The sequence below is a fragment of the Candidatus Binatia bacterium genome, from assembly GCA_023150935.1.
Lineage (GTDB): Bacteria > Desulfobacterota > Binatia > HRBIN30 > HRBIN30 > JAKLJW01.
The window spans coordinates 20406-39356 of record JAKLJW010000041.1 but is presented as its reverse complement, the minus strand read 5'-3'; the positions used below and the strand labels follow the sequence as shown (position 1 = coordinate 39356).

Below are 18951 nucleotides of genomic sequence, written 5' to 3'. Positions count from 1 at the left end.
ACGCGACGGCGGGCACCGGGCCATTCTGCCGGATTGAGGCTGCCCCTCGTGCCCGCCGCGCGCGAGTTCCGGGCGTTAGGATCGTGGAATTGTCCCGTGTACACTGAAGCGTATGAAGGTCCTGCGGGTTTACGTGGACACCTCGGTGCTTGGGGGATGCTTCGATGCCGAGTTTGCGCGTTGGTCAACCGGACTCATTGAGGATTTCCGCCAGGGGCGTTTTCATCCTGTGCTCTCGGAGGTCACTGCGGCCGAGATACTCCCGGCGCCGGATGCGGTTCGCGATCTCTACGCCGAAGTCCTGGATCTGGGCGCGGAGATCCTACCCGTAACCGGAGAGGCGCTAACCTTGCGGGCAAGCTATCAGGCGCGCGGGGTGCTGGGGAGCCGCTTCGAGAACGACATGCTCCACATCGCCGTGGCGACCATCTCAGACGTCGATGTTCTCGTCAGCTGGAACTTTCGCCATATCGTGCGCCTCGATAAGATCCGGCTGTTCAATGCCGTCAACATCGAGCAGGGATACAAAGCACTGACGATCTACTCGCCGCAGGAGGTAACCATCCATGGTCGAGACCCCAGCGATCAAAGCAGTTGAGTTGGTGCGCAAGATCCGCGACGAGCAAGCCGCGGCGCTGGCGGGCAAGTCAGAGGACGAGGTGCTGGCCTTCTTTCACCGGGCGGCTGAGACGGCACGCCAAGATGCCCGCCGACGCCTTCGGCGGCCAGCGAGTTCGCAGACTGCCTAACAATGCCGCTCCAGGCGACGGCGAAAAGCACGCCGCGCCTGCGCGCCAAGGCGTTCGGCGTGCGCGAGGCGGCTTGCTATGTTCAGGCCGCCTAGCGAGGGATGGGCACGAAACCCAAGGTCTACGTGGAGAGAACCGTTGTGAGCTACCTCACCGCGCGCAAGAGCCTCGACCCCATCGCTGTTGCACACCAGGCCGTGACGCGCCGCTGGTGGCGGCGCCGCAAGCGGTTTGACCTCTATTGTTCCCAGGTGGTCGTAAGCGAAGCCGGCGAGGGCGATGCCCAGGCTGCACGACGCCGGATGGCGGCGCTCAAGGGAGTGCCGTCACTGGAGACCAGTGATGCCGTCAAAGGGTTGGCGGCCGCGCTTGTGAAGGCAGCAGCCCTACCGAAGAAGGCTACCGAGGACGCGCTTCACATCGCACTGGCAACGGTTCACGGCATGGACTACCTGCTCACATGGAACTGTACGCACATCGCGAATGCGGAGATTCGCAACGTGGTGGCCGCCGTTGCCTACGACCATGGCTATGGCATTCCGGTCATCTGTACACCAGAAGAGCTTATGGGAGAGTGAACGATGTGGAAAGACCCGATCGTGGAAGAAGTGCGACGCGTCCGCGAGCGCCACGCCGCCAAATACCACTACGACCTCGACGCAATCTGTCAGGCACTCAGGGAGGAAGAACGGCGGAGCGGGCGGAAGGTCGTTTCGCTACCGGCCAAGAAGCCACAGCCGTGGGCGAAGGCCGGATGAGTGGTGGCGGGTTGCGCCGAACCAGCCGCTCCAGGTGACGGCGAAGAGCGCGCCGCGCCTGAGCCCAGGGCGTTCGGCTTACCGGAATCCCAGACATGGCAAGGGACGTCATCATGCGTAGGCAAACCGTGTCAGCGGGCGGGCACTCTGGTGGGATCGTGGTGAATGCGTTTGGCACGTCCCCTGTGAGCGAGTAACATCGGCTCAATATTGTCGGTCGATGGAGGTCACACCTATGCAGCGATTCAGTCCAACGCGTGTTCGGTCAGTCGAGAACGGCCTCCGCGAAGTCCTCCTTATTGCTGTAGTCCTCCTGCTCCTGGCCCCCGCCGCCAAGGCCGGCGTCGTCGACAGCCCGCTTTCGGCGCCTTTCACCCAGCACGTCCTCACGGTACCGGGCTATATCGACACCGGATTTCTCGCGGCCTTCATCACCTGCACGAACCTCGACGCAACACCTGTCACCGTCGGCGTAGAAGTCTTCGGATCTAGCGGTGGCTGGGCGGCCAACGACCCGGTGGCAACGTCACTCAGCGTCGCCCCCGGCGCTACGGTGACCTTCGGGAGCGCAGCCGCGGGGATCTCGATCAACTCAGACCTAGCCGCGGGGTCCATCAGCAAAGGCTCGGCGCGCGTCCTTGCCACCACGAAGAAGCTCGCGCGCACAGCGTTCATCGCGGATACCGGGAACGCACCGCCGACCTCCGCTTGGCAGCTCACGATCATCAAGGGAACGAGGCAGAAGGCGGCGAACTGAACGCACTAGTAGAACGACCCCATTCGCGCCTTGCGGGACATAAGTCATGACATAAGTCATGCGGAAGCGCACTTACATCGAAACTACCATCCCGAGTTTTTACTTCGAGGCACGATCCGACCCGGAGATGGTGGCACGGCGTGGATGGACCCGCAGGTGGTGGGAGAGTGCCGGCGACAGATACGAACTGGTGACGAGCGCGCCCGTGATCGAAGAGCTGACGCGCGGAGATTTCCCGGCTCGGGAAGACTGCCTGCGTCTCATCGAACGCCTTCCTTTGGTGCCTGTCGAAGCGGCGGTTGCTGAGATCGTCCGGACCTACATTGCTCGCAAAGTCATGCCCCGAGATCCCGCCGGAGACGCACTGCACCTGGCGTTGGCCTCGCACCACCGCTGCGACTTCCTGGTCACGTGGAATTGCCGCCACCTCGCCAACGCAAACAAGTTCGAACACATCCGACGAGTCAACACGATGCTGGGAGTATTCGTACCAGCGTTGGTGACGCCACTGGAGTTACTGGGAGACGACGATGAAGAAAATGGATGAAGATATTCGAGCCGTGCGGGATATCCGTGAGAAGATCTCCTCTGAGTTCGGCAACGATCCGGAGAAGCTGGTCGAGCATTACATGCAGGAACAGGAACGGTACCGTCACCGCCTACTCCCACCAGTCGGCGACCAACGCGATGCAACGGATGTGTTTCCCGAAGGCGAAGCGGTTCGAGGCCCCGGCGCCGCGTGATAGGGGCGACGGGGACGTGTGTGCAAACGTCGCACGATTAGGCCGCCGGGCGCGCCCATCCGTTCCTACTTGGCCGAACAATGCGGCTGCAGGCGACGCGGGCGGAGCCGGTTTCCAGTGGCGCCCGCGCGCCTGCAGCTGCCGAAGACGAAGCCTGCACGCGCGGGGCAGTCCAAATGGTGTTGTCGACGCACAGCTTTCAGGCGCCGGACTTCTATCGCCGTCTCGGTTTCGAGTGCACGAACCTGGACGCGGCACCCGTGACTATCGGTGTAGAGCTCTTCGGTAATGGGGGCGGCGCCGTCCAGTTGGGCATTCAGCTCAGCAGCGCTCTGCGCGTCTGGCCGGCGCGGCTCAGCACGGCCCGCTGATCTGGCGAGGGTGCGATCGAGGAGCCCATCCGCAGCATTCGACGCGCCGCCACTCCGACATCCGCAGCGTTGGAGTTATTGACAACGGCCGGCCAACGTTGGCATAGTCTCCAATGTGAAGGCGACGCTCCTCGTCCGGGCCCGCATCGTGTACGCGGAGAACGCCTTCGCGGAGACTGTGCTCTGGAAGGTTCCCGTGCCGATCAAAGGCTCAGCCCACTGCTATCGCTACCGGCTTGCATACGTCGTCGATGGCAAGTGCGAGGTTCGATATGATAATGAGGCCGTGAAGGGCGATCACCGTCACTACGGCGGTCGCGAGACCCCATACACCTTCACTACGCCCGAGAAACTGATCGCTGGCTTTCAGCGTGATATCGGGAGGTGGAACGATGAGAACCGTGACGCTTGAGGTCCGAGCGCCCGGGGAAGCCATGTCGGACTTCGTGGAGGCATGGAAGACGGGAAAGAGGCAAAGAGGGGCCCGGATCGCGTTTGCGAGTCCAGAACTTCTCTGGCGCGTGCTGACGGCCAAGCGGTGGGAGATCCTGAAGGCACTCTGTGGTGTCGGGGCAGTGTCGGTGCGCGAAGCGGCGCGCCGCGTGGGCCGCGACGTCAAGGCCGTGCACAGCGACATTACGGCTCTGTTGGCCGCCGGTGTGCTCACGCGAACGGAACGCGGCCGGGTGGAGTTCCCGTTCGACGCCGTGAAAGTCGAGTTCCTGCTGCGTGCCGCGTAGCTGGTGGCATGGAGGGTGGGAACGGGGGAAGCACCGACGTATGGCCGAGTTGAGTAACCGCCCGCGGTGCCGAACCAGCCGTTCCAGACGACGGCCAAGAGCGGGCCGCGCCTGAACGGCAGGCGTTCGGCCCATGATCGCCACGGGCATTGTGCTCCACCGGGAACCATCGCGTCCTCGTCGCCGCGGCACGGGCTCCCCCTCCACGTACGCGCTCCGTCGACTTTTCCCGCCGCCTCCTGTAACCGTGCGGCAGATGACGCTGCGCCTCCGCCATCTGTGCCGCGGGCTGCTCCTTGCCGCCGTCCTCGTCGTGGCGCTCTCGCTCTGGCGTTACTCCCGGCCCCACGTCGGGGCGGGGTATGCCGTGCTCGACACCGCCGTCTACGCCGATCCCGGCCGCGGTGCCTTGCCCGTCGGCGCCATCGTGCGGCTCGCCGCCGGGGCGCCGGCCCGGCCGCCCAACATCGTCATTATCCTCGCTGACGACCTCGGCTACGGCGACCTCGGCGCCTACGGCAATACCGGCATCCGCACTCCACACGTCGATGCACTCGCCCATGACGGCGCCCGCTTCACCGACTTCTACGCTGCCGCCTCCACCTGCTCACCCGCCCGTGCCGGCCTCCTCACCGGCCGCTACCCGCTGCGCACCGGCATCACCTTCCCCATCCAACCCGCGGGCGATAACCTCGCCCGTAAACTCAACCGCCGCATCGGTAGCGTCTTCGCCGCCCTCGGCGTCACCGACCTCGTCCAGGGCGGCGAGTCCGCTGTCCCCGGTCTGCCGGCCTCCGAAATTACCCTCCCCGAAGCACTCAAGATCGCCGGCTACGGCACCGGCATGGTTGGCAAGTGGCACCTCGGCGACTTCCGCGGCGACCCGCAGTACCACCCGCACCGCCATGGCTTCGACTTCTTCGCCGGCTTTCCCTCCACCAACGACGAGTTCCCTTACCAGTACTGGAAAAACGATACCGTCGTGGATCCCGATATCGGCCTCCGCCAGGGCCACCTCACCGCCGCCATTACCCGCGAAGCCGTCGCCTTCATCGACGCTCACCAGACTAAACCGTTCTTCCTCTACCTCGCTCACAAGAACCCCCATATCCCCCTCGTCGCCGCCGCCGACTTCGACGGCCGCTCCCCCATGGGTCCTTACGGCGACGCCGTCGAAGAGCTCGACTGGAGCGTCGGCGAGGTCGTCGACGCCCTCCGTACCCGCGACCTGCTCGACAACACCCTCGTCATCTTCACCAGCGACAACGGCCCCTGGCACCTCGGCAACCCCGGTCGTTTGCGCGGCCGTAAAGGACAGCCCCTCGAAGGCGGTCAACGCGTCCCACTCATCGCCCACTGGCCCGGCCGTGTCCCGGCCGGACGCACCGTCGACACCCCGCTCATGCACATCGACCTCTTTCCCACCCTGCTCGCCATCGCCGGGGTCGAACCGCCCGCCGACCGCATCGTCGACGGCCGCGACTTCCGCGACGTCCTGCACGGCGTCGCGACCGCGAGCCCGCACGGGGCGCTGTTCTTCTTCAACGCCAACGTCATCGACGGGGCGCGCGGCGGAGCGTGGAAGTACTACCGCTGGGTCAGCCTCTACACGGCGCCGCTGCCGCTCGATAAGATCGACACGCTGGCCGGGCGTGCCGCTCGCCGTTACACGTACACCGACCCGCGGACCGGCCAGACGGCGCCGCTGCTCACCCACATGCCTCTGCTGTTCAACCTCGGCCTCGATCCGAACGAGTCGTACAACGTCGTCGACCGCCACCCGGCCGACGCCGCGCGCCTGCACGCGGCGATCGAAAGCTGGGAACGCGACTTCTTCGCCAACCCGCGCGGCTGGCGTTGAGCATCACGCACCCGGGTCCCTACCGGATCTTGCGCGGCAACACCCGCGGTGCCTCGGAATCTCGTTCCCCCGCCTCAACGAAATCGTCAGGGGCAAACGCGGGGTCACCCCCGACACGGCGCTCCGGCTGGCGCGCGTCGTAGGTATGCCGGCGGACTTCTGGCTCGGGTTGCAGCAGGACTGGGACCTCTGGCACGCGATGCGGACCGAGAGCGCTGCGTAGATCGAACGCCTTCGGCCCCTGCGGCGGGCGGGTTGATGACGTTAGACTTCTCCGCGCCGAGTCGCCCGCTGGGGCGAGGGCTCCGGACCGGCAAGGAGCGGAAGCGCGCCCAACGAGCCGGGAGCGTCCGCGGATGGCGACGCATCGATGTGTCCAGTTCTTGAACATGCCGAAGTCTTTGGGATACCCTTCTTGCATCTCCCATGGGAGCGAAGATCCTCCTCGTTGAGGACAACGAGCAGAACCGTTATCTGGCCTCGTTTCTTCTGGAGCAGGCGGACTGTGCGGTGGTGACCGCCGCGAACGGGCCGGACGGGATCGAACGGGCACTGGCCGGGCGCTTCGATCTCGTCCTGCTCGACATCCAGTTGCCGGGCATGGACGGTTACGCGGTTGCCCGCGCGTTGCGCGCGCTGCCCGCGCTGGCGGGCGTGCCCATTGTGGCGGTGACTTCCTACGCCATGCCCGGCGACCGAGAGAAAGCCCTCGCCGCCGGCTGCGACGGCTACCTGGAAAAACCCATCAACCCCGACACGTTCGTGGCGGACGTGCGGAAGTTCCTCGCCGGCACCGCATGAGCCGCCGCCCTGTCGACTACCTTCTCGAAAACCCGCGCGCGCGGCGGGCGTCCGGCTGGTTCGGAGCCTCCAAGAACCGCGAAATATCGTTTGAGCGAATCGTCACGGCCGGTTTCGCGCTGGCGCTGGTGGGCCTGGCGGCCATCAGCCTTGTCGCCTTCCGCAGCATCGAAAAGCTGGCCAACGAAGCCGGCCAGGTCAAGCAGACGCAGGAGGCGCTGACGCGGCTTTCGGCGTTGCTTTCGACGATGACGGATGCCGAGACCGGCCAGCGCGGATTTACCATCACCGGCGATGAACGGTTTCTCGAACCGTATCGCACGGCTCTAACGAACTACGCCATCGAACTCCGCGAATTGCGCCGGCTCACCGCCGACAATCCCGCCCGGCAACGCCAGCTCGACGCCCTCGCGCCACTGCTGGAGGCGCGCTTGGCTACCTCCACCATGATGATCGACCTGCGGCGTACACAAGGCTTTGAGGCGGCGAGGCGCGAGACCGCAACGGCCTCGGGCAAGGAAGCTCAGGACGAAATCCGCCGCCGCGTCGCGGAGATGTTCGCCACTGAAGAAGGCTTGTTGCGCCAGCGCGAGGCACAGACGGCGGTCGCGGCCAGAGCTTCGCAAACAGTCATCATTGGGGGCAGCGGCTTGGCGATCGCGGTCGTCGCGCTGGCGTTGCTCCGTCTACGGCACGACATTGCCGCCCGGTGGCGCGTGGAGATCCAGTTGCGCAAGCTGAACGAGGAACTCTCCGTGGCCAGGGACCGTGCGGAGGCGGCGGACCGGCTGAAGTCGGCCTTCCTCGCCACGATGTCGCACGAGTTACGGACGCCGCTCAACTCGATCATCGGGTTCACCGGCATCATCCTGCGGGGGCTGGCCGGGCCGCTGAACGCCGAGCAGCGCAAGCAGCTCGGCATGGTGCAGGGCAGCGCGCGGCATCTACTGGCGCTCATCAACGATGTGCTCGACATCTCGAAAATCGAGGCGGGGGAACTCAAGGTGATCATCGCGCCCTTCGACGCGCGTGCGGTCATCGGGCGGGTAGTGGACGCGCTGCGGCCGATGGCCGAGGCGAAGCGGCTGGCGCTGCGGGCGGAGGTGGCGCCAGAGATCGGGGAGATGGTGAGCGACGTGCGGCGGGTCGAGCAGATCCTGCTGAACCTCTTGAACAACGCGGTGAAGTTCACGGAACGGGGGGAAGTGACGCTACGCGCAGCGGTCGAAGACGGGCGGTTGCGCGTGTCGGTCGCGGACACGGGGATCGGCATCGAGCCGCAGGATGTGGAGGACATCTTCCGCCCGTTCCAGCAGGTCGACGCCGGGCTGACGCGCGCTCACGAGGGCACCGGCCTGGGCCTGGCGATCAGTCGGCGTTTGGCGGGCCTGCTGCGCGGGGAGATCCACGCCGCGAGCGAATGGGGCAAGGGGAGCACCTTCACTGTGACGCTGCCGCTGCGGGCCGCCGAGGGGAAGAAGGACGCCGACGCCATTCGCAGCGTTCAGGGGCCATGAAACGCGCGCTTATCGTCGACGACAAGCCGGAGAACCTGTATCTCCTGCGCGCCCTGCTCGAGGGACACGGCTGCGAGGTCGTCGAAGCCCGGCACGGCGCGGAGGCGCTGGCCCTGGCCCGTCAAACTCCGCTCGACATGGCCATCACCGACTTGCTGATGCCCGTAATGGACGGCTACACGCTGCTGCGCCATTGGAAAGCTGACCCCAAACTCAAAGCCATCCCGCTCGTCGTCTATACCGCCACCTACACCGATCCGCAGGACGAGAAGCTCGCGCTCGACCTGGGCGCGGATGGCTTCATCCTCAAGCCCACGGAACCCGATGTCTTCCTGGCGGATCTCGAACGGATCTGCGCGCGGGCCGAGCGCGGACAACTGTCCGCCGCTGCACCGACCGTCACGGAAGAGCCTCTCGTCCTCCGCGAATACAGCGAAGCCCTGGTGCGCCGGCTCGAGGACAAGAGCCGACAGCTCGAAATCTCCAACCAGGAGCTGCGCGACACCGAGGCCAACCTACGCGCGGTCTTCGAGAACGCGATGGACGGCATCCTCATTGCCGAGGTGGCCAGCAGGCGATTCGTGTTCTGCAATCCCATGATCTGCCGGATGCTCGGGTATACCCGGGACGAGTTGCTGACCCTGGATGTCTCCCGGATTCACCCGCCGGAGGATTTGCCGCGGGTCGCGAGCGAATTCGAGAAGCAGGTCCGTCAGGAGCATATACTGGCCGCGGACCTTCCCGTCCTGCGCAAGGACGGCAGCGTCTTCCACGCGGACATCAATAGTTTTCCGATCGCCTTTGGCGGTCAGGCCTGTCTGGCGGGTTTCTTCCGCGACATTACGGAGCGCAAGCGGGCTGAGATGGAGGTGCAAGAGTTGAACGCGGAGCTGGAGCGGCGTGTGGCGGCGCGCACCGCGCAGCTCGAAGCCGCGAACCGGGAACTCGAGGCGTTCAGCTATTCGGTCTCGCACGATTTGCGCGCGCCGCTGCGGCATATCGAGGGCTTCAGCCGCACCTTGCTCGAGGACTACACGGGCGCCCTGGACGCTCAGGGCCGCCACTATCTCGAACGGGTAGGTGCGGCCGCCCAACGCATGATGCACCTGATCGACGGCCTGATCGAGCTCTCGCGCGTCGCGCGCACCGAGATCCGGGCGCTGCCCGTGGATCTCAGCGCGATGGCGCAGGCGATTGCCGCGGAACTGCAGCGCGGCGAACCGGGGCGGGCGGTGCAGTTCGTCATTGCCCCCGGACTGGTCGTGTCCGGCGATGCGCGTCTGTTGTACCAGGTGATGGAAAATCTGCTCGGCAACGCGTGGAAATACACCTCGAAACACACGACGGCACGGATCGAGTTCGGCGCGCAAACAGTTGCGAGTTCCGAGGTGGGAGTTTCGGGCGGGGAGGGAGCGGTGGCGGGAACCTCGCGCGAGAAGCCTGGAACTGAAAAGGTCTATTTCGTCCGCGACGACGGGGCCGGCTTCAAGATGCAGTACGTCGACAGGCTGTTCGTTCCCTTCCAGCGCCTGCACAGCGCCGGCGAGCACGAAGGCACCGGCATCGGTCTGGCAACGGTGGCGCGCATCGTGCATTGCCACGGCGGGCGTATCTGGGCCGAAGGCGCGGTCGAGCAGGGCGCGACCTTCTACTTCACCATCGAGACTCAACCATGCTAGTGCGTTAGCGCAGGGTCGGACCTTCGCAACAGCTTGAAACGACAGCGTGTAATTCTCCGAGATCCTGGCCTCTCGAGGCTTAACGAGAGGTTGTCGACGTTCGGATGGCTGCCGTAAGCCGCGACTGCCTCGCGCAGACTACGGGGCCCCTACCGGTTCTCGTGCGGCAACGCCCGGTGCGCCGCCGTTCGGCTCCCGCCGCCGCAGGCCGGGGCGGGCGGGACACTACCGGCGGGGAGATCGCCGACGACGACGAGGATCATCTCTTCCGGGTGCAGGTACTGCCGCGCGACCCGTAGCACGTCATCGCGCGTCACCGCGTCGATGCGCTGCGCGTACGTCTCGGCATAGTCGAGGCCGAGGTTGTAATACTCGGTCTGCACGAGGAAGCCCGCCAGCTTGCTGTTGCTATCGAGCCGTAGCGGGAAGCTTCCGGTCAGGTATTGCCGGGCGCCGCTCAGCTCCTCGTCGGTGACCGGAGCGGCCCGCATTCCTTCGATCGTCGCGCACGCTCGCCGAATTGCATCCGCGGTACTCGCCGTCTTGGTCTGCATCGTCACCTGAAAGCTCCCCGGCGCCTTGTTCACCGAAAAACCGCTCGACACCGAGTACGCCAGCCCTGCTTTGGTGCGAATGTCGTCCAACAACCGCGACGTGAAGCCGCCGCCCCCGAGGATGAAGTTCATCACCGTGACGGCGTAGTAATCCGGGTTGTCGCGCGCGATACCGCGCTGGCCCAGGATAATGTTGGCCTGCGAGATCGGCTTGTGGATCGTCTCGACCGCCGGCGGCACCGGCGGCGCGTCCGGGTACACGAACGGTCCCGCGCCGCCCGGCTTCCACTCCCGCAACGCCGCGTTGAGCCGCGCCTCGATGTCCGCCGCCGCGACGTCGCCAACGACCGCCATGATGGCTCTCTCCGGACGATAGTGGGTTCGATAGAACGCCAACACGTCGTCGCGCGTCAGGCGGCTGACCGACGCGGGAGTGCCGCTCACCAGATGCCCGTAAGGCTGGTCCGGGAACACGGTCCGCACGAATTCCCTTTGCGCGACATAGCCGGGATTGTCTTCGCTCGCCTTCAAGCCCGCCAGCGTCGCCTCGCGGCGCCGCCCGACCTCGGCCTCGGGGAACGACGGTTGCAGCAGGATGTCCGCAAGGAGGTTCAGGCCCTCCTCGAGGTGATCGGCCAGCACGGACAGTGTCACGAGCGCATAGTCGGTGTCGGCGCCGGCGCCGAGACGGGCGCCGAGGAAGTCGGTCGTCTCGCTGATCTGCGCCGCCGAGCGCTGCGCGGTGCCCTCGGTGAGCAGGTCCGCGGTGAGGTCGGCCAGACCCGCCTTGCCCGCGGGGTCGCGGCGCGCGCCCGCGTCGAGCAGCAATTGCACGATGACGATCGGCAGGTTGCGCTGCTCGGACACGAGCAACACGGCGCCGTTCGGCAGCACGCGGCGCTGGGCCTCGACCCGTGGGGCTGCCGATGCCGTCGTGCGGAAGAGCGCGGCGGCCATCGCGACCAGCAGGAGCGCGCTGACGAACCGGGGTCGCATCAGTGCACCATGCCCGTCGGTGCGGATTCCACCGGCGCGCGTCCGCCCACGATCGGCAGGGGATCGAGCACTGCCACCGTGCGATTCGTGGGAACCAGGTAGGTTGCGGCGACGCGCCGCACGTTCTCGGCGGTGACCCTTTCGATGCCGGGCAGGTAGCGGTCGAGAGCCCGCCAGTCGCCGGCCATTTCGTACTGACCGAGCAACATCGCCTGGTAGAACAGCGAGTCCTGTGCGAACACGCTGCCCGACTCGATGCCGTTCCTGACCTTTTGCAGTTCCCGCTCGTCCGGTGCCTTGCGCTGCAGGATTGCGATTTCCGCCAGCAGCGCCGCTTCGATCTGCGCGGCCGTCTTGCCGGGCAGCGGCTGCGCGTACACGTAGAACAGACCCGGGTCCACCGAAGTGAGATCGAAATCGGCGCCGGCGTCGCGGGCGATGCGCTTTTCGTACACCAGGCGCTTGTAGAGCCGCGAGCTCTTGCCCCCGGCAAGAACGCCGGCGAGCACCTCGAGTGGGTACGCGTCCGAGTGGTGCAGGTTGGGGACATGGAAGGCCATTGTCACGTAGGGGAGTTGCGCCTCGCGTTGGACGACGACGCGGCGTTCGCCCTGCTGCACCGGTTCGATCGCCCGCACGATCGGCGGCGGCGCGCCGCGCGGATGCGCCCCGAAGGCCCGGTCGACCGCGGCGAATGTCTCGGCGGCGTCCACGTTCCCGACAATGACGACCACGGCGTTGTTCGGCGCATAGTAGGTCCGGTACCAGCCCAGCGCGTCTTCGCGTGTCAGTTGCCGCAGGTCGTTCATCCAGCCGATGATCGGCCACTCGTAAGGGTGCGCCGTGTAGGCCGTGGCGTTGAGCTGCTCGAAGAGAACCGACACGGGATTGTTGTCCGTGCGCAGGCGGCGCTCCTCGATGACCACCTGCAGTTCCGGGGCGAATTGCGCCTCGTCGAATTGCAGGTTCCGCATGCGATCGCCTTCGAGGTCGACGACAACGCCGAGTCGATCGCTGGCGATCGAGGCGAAGTACGTGGTGGCGTCGTTGCTGGTAAAGGCGTTCTCGTTGCCGCCGTTACGCTGGATGATTTTCGAGTACTGTTCGGGCCCGGTCTTTGCGGTGCCCTTGAACATCATATGTTCGAGCACGTGCGCGAGGCCGGTCTTGCCGAGCTGCTCGTTGCGCGACCCGCAGCGGTACCACACCTGCATGACCGCCACGGGAGCCTTGTCGTCCTCGAGGACGAGAATCTTCATGCCGTTGTCGAGCGTCTTTTCCTGCACGCGTTCGCTGTACGTCCGCGCGGCGGCCGCCGGTTGCACCAATGCCGCCGTCAGGGTTACGGCCGCGAGAAGCGATCTTGCGCGAAGCATCGGCAGTCGTGGCTAGCAGCGGGGCGGGGGGAAGACAACGCCCGAACCGCGCGGCCGCGGCCACGGTGGCCGTTGCGGACCTGTCCGGTCGTTCATGGTCCGGGTCCGTCCCGGTCAACCAGGCGGTCGGCGCTGGCCGCCGACTCCTTGCGGGGCCGGTCCGATCTGATACAGAGCATGTCATGCCGATCTACGAATATCGCTGTCGCAAGTGCGGCCGCCGCTATTCGGTTCTGACGCTGCGCGCTTCGGAAACTCCGTCGCCGCAGTGCGACAAGTGCGGTAGCCGTGGCGCCACGCGCCTGTTGTCCCGCTTCGCGATGCCGAAGTCGGAAGAGGCCCGACTCGACTCGCTTTCCGACCCGAGCGCGCTCGGCGATCTCGACGAGAGCGATCCGAAGAGCGTGTCGCGCTGGATGCGCAAGATGGGCAAGGAGATGGGCGACGAGTTGGGCGGGGAGGACTTCGATCAGATGATGGACGAGATCGAGTCGGGGGGCGGCGAGGACGAGGGTCCTTCGGGCGGCGGCGACGAGTAAGCCGCAGTGAACTGCACCGCCGCCGCGGTCACGGCAAGCAGTCGAAAAACCCGTACCGCTCGGCATTGCGCTTGCGCCAGCGCCCGACCAGGCGCATCAGCGGACAGCCATCGGGGTCGGTATCGCCATCAATATCGATTCGATTCCCTCGATCCCGATAGCGATTCCGACCCCGACCCCGATTGGTTCAAGCCGACCGGCGCGGCGATGAGCCGCCGCGTTCTTTTCGCGTCGGTCTCGATCGCCGGGTCAGGCGACTCTTGTTGAAGCCGATTTGACCGGGTATGCAGATAATTGCATATTGTGGCATGCGGGGTACGGCGCTGGTCTGGCTTGGGTCGAGCCGCGACGATGTCAGGCGCTTTCCCGCGGACGCTCGACGACTTGCAGGGTTCCAGCTTCGCAGAGTTCAGCAGGGGCTCGATCCGAACGATTGGAAGACGATGCCGACTGTCTGATCGGGCGTCAGTGAGATACGCATTCACACGGCTGTGGAACACCGGGTCGTGTACGTCGCCAGGTTCGTCGAGGCCGTGTACGTGTTGCACGCGTTCGAAAAGAAGAGTCGCAGGACCTCGAAGCGTGACGTGGATTTGATTCGGCAGAGATTGCAGCAACTCCTGCTCCAACGCCGCCGTGGCGGACAGGGATGATATGAGGTGGTCCATGAAGCCCAAGATGGTTCGATCTTCTGGAAATGTCTTCACAGATGTCGGATTCCCCGATGCTGAGGCCGAGCACCTCCGGGTACGTGCTGATCTGCTCATCCAAATCCAAGAGAGGCTGAAGGCCCGAGGGATCAAGCAAGCCGAGGCCGCCCGACTGCTTGGCGTAACCCAGCCGCGCGTGAGTGACCTGGTCAGGGGCCGCATCGACCTCTTCAGCGTTGACACCCTCATCGACATGCTCGCCAGGCTAGGGGGCCGAGTCAACGTCGTCGTCACCTCTCCGAAGAGGCGCTTGCAAGTCGCCTGACGAGTAAGGGTGTTTTCCGCCATCCGGCTCGACGTGTCGCCACGCGAGCCAGCACAGCGCCGGCAGCCGGATGGCGGAAAGGCTCCGCCTTTGCCAGGGCTCCGGCGAGCCTGCCCGTCGAACTGAACCGCTGCTCACTGGTGTCTTGCGGGCGCCAGGTCCGATCGTTCTCGATAACGCGAGTGGCGGTGAAGTCCTCCCCCCGAGGGACTGGTTCTTCCCCCGGGGCAGCGGGTAAGGACGGGCAACGCGAGAACGCCGTTGTGCCACAACGGCAGTCGATGGTTTCCAGCGTGCGGTACTGGCACCGGCCTATCATCCTTCGTTCTGGCGCCAGCAGTGCTCGGAGCGCATTAGCATCTCGGAATCGCCCACTCGTCTGGAAGAAGACCGGGAGTTCTAGAACGGCGGCGTGGTTGCCGTCTCCGCGCTCAACCTTATGACGCGCACCGCCGCGCCGGCGGCGAGCCGGGTTACGGTCGGTGCGGCCACCAGCAGCGCGTCGCCTATCGACATCGACCGCAGTACGCCGGAGCTGCGCGAACCGGCGGGGCGCACGTGCGGTCCGTCGGGTTCGCTGCTCAGGGTACACGATAGGAACTCGGTCAGTCCCGCCGCACTCTCCACGGCGGTGTCGAGAACCGCCTGCACCGCGGGCAGGTGTGGGGTCCGATCGCCGAGCATGACCCGCAGTGCCGGCCGCACGTAGAGATAGAAGCACACCAGTGACGACGCCGGATTGCCCGGCAGTCCGAATACGGGGGTCCGCCCGCGGCGCCCGAACGACAGAGGCTTGCCCGGACGCTGCGCCACTTTCCAGAACCTCTCCGCCACGCCGAGGTCGGTAAGCGCCGCCCGCACGAAGTCGAAAGCTCCCACCGACACGCCACCCGTCGAGAGCACGACGTCGCTCGCCAGCGCATCGGCAAACGCCTCGCGCGTCGCCTCCGGCGTGTCGGCAACGATGCCCAGAATGCGCGGGGTGCCGCCCGCCTCCGCGACCGCCGCCGCCAGCGTATACGCGTTGCTGTTGGCGATCTGTCCCGGGCCGAGCGGTTGCCCGAGCTCGACCAGTTCCGAACCGGTGGCGAGGATCGCCACCTCGGGGCGTTTGGCGACCGGTACCACCGCCACGCCCAGCGACGCCAGCAGGCCGATGTCCGCCGGTCGCAGTGTCTGTCCCGCGGTCAGGACCACGTCGCCCGCACGGACGTCCTCGCCGGGATGCCGCACGTTGGCGCCCGAGCGCACCGGTTGGGCGATCAGCACTTCCCCGGATGGTGCTGCGGTAACGTCTTCCACACGCACGACGCTGTCGGCGCCCTCCGGTAGAGGGGTTCCGGTCATGACCTGGGTGGTCGTCCCGGCGGTCACCGTTGCCTGCGGAACGGCTCCTGCCCCGACGACTTCGAGGACCCGCAGGCGCACCGGGCGATCCGCGGTCGCGCTCTCGCAGTCGGCGGCGCGCACCGCATAGCCGTCCATGGCCGTGTTGCGGAACGGCGGTACCGTGCGCGTCGAACGGATCGGCGCGGTCAGTACGCGTCCGCCCGCTGACGGCACCGGTCGTTGCTCCATCCCGGTTCCCGGCAGGTCTTCGAGCACCAGCCGCAGCGCTTCCTGTACGGAAATCATCGAATCGAAAGCTATCGCCCCTGACCGGAGCCTTGTCAACGGAGCTGCGGGGGCGCATCAGGGCCACGGCACGAAGTCGCCGACGGAGCCTCGATACGCCGCCAGAAGAAGGCGGCTACTCGGCCCGAACGGATTCCAGGTTCCGTAATGCCTGAAAGCCGTTTGCCCCGAGTAACGGCCCGCGCCTTGCGGGCCGTGTATCGAGGGGCGCCGCATTCACGCGCTCGTTGGGCTGTGTTACGGTACGCGGGTGCGGTCGAGTCGGTACGCCAAGAAGCGCAGGGACCAGGATGCGACCCTTCCGGTCCTGCTCGAAAACGTGCTCGCCAGTCTCGGCGAGGCGCTCGTGCTGATCGACCTGGACGACCGCATTACGCTGTTCAATCAGGCGGCACAGGAACTCACCGGGATTTCGGAGGCCCACGCGTTGGGGCGGACCTGTGCCGAGGTGTTCGCCGCCACTCCGGCCATCGATGCCGCGGCGCGCCGGACGGTCAACAACGGTAAGAGCCAGGTCTGTAACGAAGAGGAGTTGCGGCTGCTGTCGCGCAGCGTCCCGGTCCGGTTTAGCTGCTCGCCGATTCTGGGGGTAACCGGGGAGCAGCACGGCGTGGCACTCGTGATTCAGGACCTGAGCTATCTGAAGAAGCTCGAGGAAGAAGCCCGGCGTAACGAAACCCTGGCCCGGCTGGGCGGGCTGGTGGCCGGCCTGGCGCACGAGATCAAGAATCCTCTCGGCGGCATCCGCGGGGCGGCGCAATTGCTGGCGAAGCACTTCGTACGCCAGCCCGAAGTCGAGTCCTACACTGGGGTCATGATTCGGGAGATCGACAGACTCAGTCGCCTGGTCGAGCAACTGCTCACCCTCGGATCGCCGCCCGCACCCGGCTCTGCTCCGGTCAATGTCCACAAGGTCCTGCGCGACGTAGTTACTCTGTTGGCCCCGGAGATCGCCGAGCGCAAGGTCACGGTGCGCCTCGAGATCGATCCCAGCCTGCCGGAAGTGCCCGGAGACGAGGCGCAACTCACGCAGGTCTTTCTCAACCTCATAAAGAACGCCCTTGAAGCCATGGACGATCACGGCACCCTCACTATCGTTACGCGCATGGAGACCGACTTCCACATCATGCGACGCCCGGACGGGGACCTCCGGGGCGCCGGGGACGGCGGTGCGGCGGTCGGCCCGAGCGCCGCGCCGGGGAAGTTTCAGCGTATCGAGATCGCCGATACCGGCCCGGGATTCGCGCCGTCGGATCTGCAGCGCGTATTCGAGCCTTTCTTCACACGCAAGGCGCGCGGAACGGGGCTCGGGCTGGCGATCTGCGAACGCATCGTTGCCGCGCACGGCGGGGGCATCAAGGCCGACAACCGGCGCCGCGGCGGCGCGGTCGTCACGGTTACGTTGCCGGCGGGGTCGGTATGAGTGCGCTCGTCGGCAGGATCCTCGTCGCCGACGACGAGGAATCGATTCGCTGGGTGCTGGCAACGGCGCTGTCGCGCGAAGGCCACACGGTAGAACAGGTAGATGGCGGCGAGGCCGCTCTGTCGCGGCTGTTGGCCGACGGCTTCGACGTGGCACTGGTCGACGTCAGGATGGCGGACCTCGACGGGCTTACCGTCCTATCCCGCGCGCAGGAGGCCGGGGTCGCGACGCCGATCGTCATCATCACGGCGCAGAACACCATGGCCAACGCGATCGAGGCGATGAAACGCGGCGCCTACGACTACCTGACCAAGCCGTTCGACATCGAGGAGGTGCAGCTCCTCGTCCAACGCGCCCTCGATATGCGTCGTCAGACCCGCAAGCTCGCCCGTCTCGAACAGGAATCGCGCAAGCGCTTCGAACTCGGCGTGGAACTCGTCGGTAAGACGCCGGCGATGCAGGCGATCTTCAAGACGATTGGACGGGTGGCGAACACCGACGCAACCGTCTTGCTGCAGGGCGAGAGCGGCACCGGCAAGGAACTGATTGCCCGGGCGCTGCATTCGCATTCGCACCGCTGGGGCGGACCCTTCGTCGCGGTTAACTGCTCCGCGGTGCCGCGCGACCTGCTCGAAAGCGAGCTGTTCGGCCACGAACGCGGCGCGTTTACGGGCGCGACCGAACAGCGTCCGGGCGTATTCGAGGTGGCGTGCGGCGGCACGCTGTTTCTCGACGAAATCGGCGATATGCCGCTCGAACTGCAGGCCAAGCTGCTGCGGGTCTTGCAGGAGAAGGAACTCACGCGCCTCGGCGGCCGCGAGGTGATCAAGGTCGACTGCCGCATCGTGGCGGCGACCAACCACGACCTCGATCGGGCCGTGCAGCAGGGGCGTTTTCGCGAGGACCTCTACTTCAGACTGAAAGTCGTGCCCATTACGGTGCCGCCGTTGCGCCAGCGTCGGGACGACATACCGGAGCTGATCGCCCACTTCATTCAGAAGATCAATCGCGACATGGGTACGCGGATCGACGGCATTACCCCGGACGCGCAGGCGCGACTGGTGGAATACAACTGGCCGGGCAACGTGCGCGAGCTCGAGAACGCGCTGGTGCGCGCCGCCGTCCTCGCCCCGGGGTCGACGCTGATGGCGCACGATCTTGCCATCGGCGCGCCGGCGACGGGCTCCGGGGGCTACGACGACCTGTCGCTCGAAGACGTGATCCGCCTGAAGCTGAAGGAGTACTTCCGTCAAACGCGGGAAGTGGAACCTACGGACCTCTACGAGCTGATCATGCAGCGCGTCGAACGGCCGCTGCTCGAGCTGACCCTCGAGCGCACGCGCGGCAACCAGCTCAAGGCCGCCGCTATCCTCGGCATCAACCGCAACACGCTGCACAAGAAGATCACCGACCTGAAGATCCACCCGAGGCGGCACTCGGGCGAGGACGAATGAAGGGGCAGGTATTAGCGTGCCAG

General features: G+C 66.0%; 20 protein-coding genes and 2 pseudogenes. 19 read left to right on the top strand and 3 right to left on the bottom strand.

Annotated elements, in window-relative coordinates; genetic code table 11:
- Positions 1–112: 112 nt before the first annotated feature.
- From L6Q96_19010 to L6Q96_18945, 14 genes and pseudogenes are all read left to right on the top strand, one after another.
- Positions 113–598 carry a hypothetical protein gene (locus L6Q96_19010; GenBank protein MCK6556642.1) on the top strand — a complete coding sequence of 162 codons (486 nt, stop codon included), beginning with the start codon at positions 113–115 and terminating at the stop codon, positions 596–598.
- A 291-nt stretch (positions 599–889) separates the two neighbouring features.
- A complete protein-coding gene (locus L6Q96_19005) occupies positions 890–1327 on the top strand; it encodes a type II toxin-antitoxin system VapC family toxin (protein MCK6556641.1) in 438 nt (145 codons plus the stop codon).
- A 3-nt stretch (positions 1328–1330) separates the two neighbouring features.
- Entirely contained in the window at positions 1331–1507 is a 177-nt protein-coding gene (locus tag L6Q96_19000) for a hypothetical protein (protein ID MCK6556640.1), read from the top strand.
- A gap of 235 nt (positions 1508–1742) precedes the next feature.
- Positions 1743–2264 carry a hypothetical protein gene (locus tag L6Q96_18995; protein ID MCK6556639.1) on the top strand — a complete coding sequence of 174 codons (522 nt, stop codon included), beginning with the start codon at positions 1743–1745 and terminating at the stop codon, positions 2262–2264.
- 58 nt (positions 2265–2322) lie between these two features.
- On the top strand, positions 2323–2811 hold the full coding sequence (locus L6Q96_18990; GenBank protein ID MCK6556638.1) for a type II toxin-antitoxin system VapC family toxin: 489 nt from the start codon (positions 2323–2325) through the stop codon (positions 2809–2811).
- On the top strand, positions 2795–3007 hold the full coding sequence (locus L6Q96_18985; GenBank protein ID MCK6556637.1) for a hypothetical protein: 213 nt from the start codon (positions 2795–2797) through the stop codon (positions 3005–3007). The genes L6Q96_18990 and L6Q96_18985 overlap by 17 nt, the downstream gene beginning before the upstream one ends.
- Positions 3008–3183: 176 nt before the next feature.
- Positions 3184–3378 (top strand): hypothetical protein, encoded by a 195-nt coding sequence (locus L6Q96_18980; GenBank protein ID MCK6556636.1) that lies wholly within the window; start codon positions 3184–3186, stop codon positions 3376–3378.
- A 115-nt stretch (positions 3379–3493) separates the two neighbouring features.
- Complete coding sequence (locus L6Q96_18975; GenBank protein ID MCK6556635.1) at positions 3494–3790, top strand: DUF6516 family protein; 297 nt, start codon at positions 3494–3496, stop codon at positions 3788–3790.
- On the top strand, positions 3771–4118 hold the full coding sequence (locus L6Q96_18970; protein ID MCK6556634.1) for a DNA-binding protein: 348 nt from the start codon (positions 3771–3773) through the stop codon (positions 4116–4118). The genes L6Q96_18975 and L6Q96_18970 overlap by 20 nt, the downstream gene beginning before the upstream one ends.
- 256 nt (positions 4119–4374) lie before the next feature.
- Complete coding sequence (locus tag L6Q96_18965) at positions 4375–5979, top strand: sulfatase (GenBank protein MCK6556633.1); 1605 nt, start codon at positions 4375–4377, stop codon at positions 5977–5979.
- 46 nt (positions 5980–6025) lie between these two features.
- Positions 6026–6202, top strand: a pseudogene (locus L6Q96_18960) (HigA family addiction module antitoxin).
- A gap of 203 nt (positions 6203–6405) precedes the next feature.
- Positions 6406–6780 (top strand): response regulator, encoded by a 375-nt coding sequence (locus L6Q96_18955; protein ID MCK6556632.1) that lies wholly within the window; start codon positions 6406–6408, stop codon positions 6778–6780.
- Positions 6777–8297, top strand: a complete 1521-nt coding sequence (locus L6Q96_18950; protein ID MCK6556631.1) for a CHASE3 domain-containing protein — start codon at positions 6777–6779, stop codon at positions 8295–8297. The genes L6Q96_18955 and L6Q96_18950 overlap by 4 nt, the downstream gene beginning before the upstream one ends.
- Positions 8294–9976 carry a response regulator gene (locus L6Q96_18945; GenBank protein ID MCK6556630.1) on the top strand — a complete coding sequence of 561 codons (1683 nt, stop codon included), beginning with the start codon at positions 8294–8296 and terminating at the stop codon, positions 9974–9976. Before L6Q96_18950 ends, L6Q96_18945 begins: the two co-directional genes overlap by 4 nt.
- Before the next feature lie 149 nt (positions 9977–10125).
- Here L6Q96_18945 and L6Q96_18940 read toward each other — a convergent pair whose 3' ends face one another.
- Positions 10126–11526 carry an insulinase family protein gene (locus L6Q96_18940; GenBank protein ID MCK6556629.1) on the bottom strand — a complete coding sequence of 467 codons (1401 nt, stop codon included), beginning with the start codon at positions 11524–11526 and terminating at the stop codon, positions 10126–10128.
- On the bottom strand, positions 11526–12902 hold the full coding sequence (locus tag L6Q96_18935) for an insulinase family protein (GenBank protein MCK6556628.1): 1377 nt from the start codon (positions 12900–12902) through the stop codon (positions 11526–11528). The genes L6Q96_18940 and L6Q96_18935 overlap by 1 nt, the downstream gene beginning before the upstream one ends.
- Positions 12903–13084: 182 nt before the next feature.
- On the opposite strand from L6Q96_18935, the gene L6Q96_18930 reads away from it, so the two are divergent.
- The 3 genes and pseudogenes from L6Q96_18930 (at position 13085) to L6Q96_18920 (ending at position 14416) form a co-directional block, all read left to right on the top strand.
- Positions 13085–13441 carry a zinc ribbon domain-containing protein gene (locus L6Q96_18930; GenBank protein MCK6556627.1) on the top strand — a complete coding sequence of 119 codons (357 nt, stop codon included), beginning with the start codon at positions 13085–13087 and terminating at the stop codon, positions 13439–13441.
- A gap of 308 nt (positions 13442–13749) precedes the next feature.
- A pseudogene (locus L6Q96_18925) lies at positions 13750–14094 on the top strand (type II toxin-antitoxin system RelE/ParE family toxin).
- A gap of 13 nt (positions 14095–14107) precedes the next feature.
- Entirely contained in the window at positions 14108–14416 is a 309-nt protein-coding gene (locus tag L6Q96_18920; protein MCK6556626.1) for a helix-turn-helix domain-containing protein, read from the top strand.
- Positions 14417–14815: 399 nt separating this feature from the next.
- Here the strand turns inward: L6Q96_18920 and L6Q96_18915 are convergent, their stop codons facing one another.
- Complete coding sequence (locus tag L6Q96_18915; protein ID MCK6556625.1) at positions 14816–16051, bottom strand: molybdopterin molybdotransferase MoeA; 1236 nt, start codon at positions 16049–16051, stop codon at positions 14816–14818.
- 250 nt (positions 16052–16301) lie between these two features.
- Between L6Q96_18915 and L6Q96_18910 the strand changes: the two genes are divergently transcribed.
- Positions 16302–17474, top strand: a complete 1173-nt coding sequence (locus L6Q96_18910; GenBank protein MCK6556624.1) for an ATP-binding protein — start codon at positions 16302–16304, stop codon at positions 17472–17474.
- Positions 17471–18928: a sigma-54 dependent transcriptional regulator gene (locus tag L6Q96_18905; GenBank protein ID MCK6556623.1), complete on the top strand. Its 1458-nt coding sequence runs from the start codon at positions 17471–17473 to the stop codon at positions 18926–18928. Before L6Q96_18910 ends, L6Q96_18905 begins: the two co-directional genes overlap by 4 nt.
- Positions 18929–18951 lie beyond the last annotated feature (23 nt).

What these genes read in the sequence shown, in the direction of transcription:
- L6Q96_19010 (MCK6556642.1), top strand. Translation starts at nt 113, where the DNA reads ATGAAGGTCCTGCGGGTTTACGTGGACACCTCGGTGCTTGGGGGATGC.
- L6Q96_19000 (MCK6556640.1), top strand. Translation starts at nt 1,331, where the DNA reads ATGTGGAAAGACCCGATCGTGGAAGAAGTGCGACGCGTCCGCGAGCGC.
- L6Q96_18995 (MCK6556639.1), top strand. Translation starts at nt 1,743, where the DNA reads ATGCAGCGATTCAGTCCAACGCGTGTTCGGTCAGTCGAGAACGGCCTC.
- L6Q96_18990 (MCK6556638.1), top strand. Translation starts at nt 2,323, where the DNA reads ATGCGGAAGCGCACTTACATCGAAACTACCATCCCGAGTTTTTACTTC.
- L6Q96_18985 (MCK6556637.1), top strand. Translation starts at nt 2,795, where the DNA reads ATGAAGAAAATGGATGAAGATATTCGAGCCGTGCGGGATATCCGTGAG.
- L6Q96_18980 (MCK6556636.1), top strand. Translation starts at nt 3,184, where the DNA reads ATGGTGTTGTCGACGCACAGCTTTCAGGCGCCGGACTTCTATCGCCGT.
- L6Q96_18970 (MCK6556634.1), top strand. Translation starts at nt 3,771, where the DNA reads ATGAGAACCGTGACGCTTGAGGTCCGAGCGCCCGGGGAAGCCATGTCG.
- L6Q96_18965 (MCK6556633.1), top strand. Translation starts at nt 4,375, where the DNA reads ATGACGCTGCGCCTCCGCCATCTGTGCCGCGGGCTGCTCCTTGCCGCC.
- L6Q96_18955 (MCK6556632.1), top strand. Translation starts at nt 6,406, where the DNA reads ATGGGAGCGAAGATCCTCCTCGTTGAGGACAACGAGCAGAACCGTTAT.
- L6Q96_18950 (MCK6556631.1), top strand. Translation starts at nt 6,777, where the DNA reads ATGAGCCGCCGCCCTGTCGACTACCTTCTCGAAAACCCGCGCGCGCGG.
- L6Q96_18945 (MCK6556630.1), top strand. Translation starts at nt 8,294, where the DNA reads ATGAAACGCGCGCTTATCGTCGACGACAAGCCGGAGAACCTGTATCTC.
- L6Q96_18940 (MCK6556629.1), bottom strand. Translation starts at nt 11,526, where the DNA reads ATGCGACCCCGGTTCGTCAGCGCGCTCCTGCTGGTCGCGATGGCCGCC.
- L6Q96_18935 (MCK6556628.1), bottom strand. Translation starts at nt 12,902, where the DNA reads ATGCTTCGCGCAAGATCGCTTCTCGCGGCCGTAACCCTGACGGCGGCA.
- L6Q96_18930 (MCK6556627.1), top strand. Translation starts at nt 13,085, where the DNA reads ATGCCGATCTACGAATATCGCTGTCGCAAGTGCGGCCGCCGCTATTCG.
- L6Q96_18920 (MCK6556626.1), top strand. Translation starts at nt 14,108, where the DNA reads ATGAAGCCCAAGATGGTTCGATCTTCTGGAAATGTCTTCACAGATGTC.
- L6Q96_18915 (MCK6556625.1), bottom strand. Translation starts at nt 16,051, where the DNA reads ATGATTTCCGTACAGGAAGCGCTGCGGCTGGTGCTCGAAGACCTGCCG.
- L6Q96_18905 (MCK6556623.1), top strand. Translation starts at nt 17,471, where the DNA reads ATGAGTGCGCTCGTCGGCAGGATCCTCGTCGCCGACGACGAGGAATCG.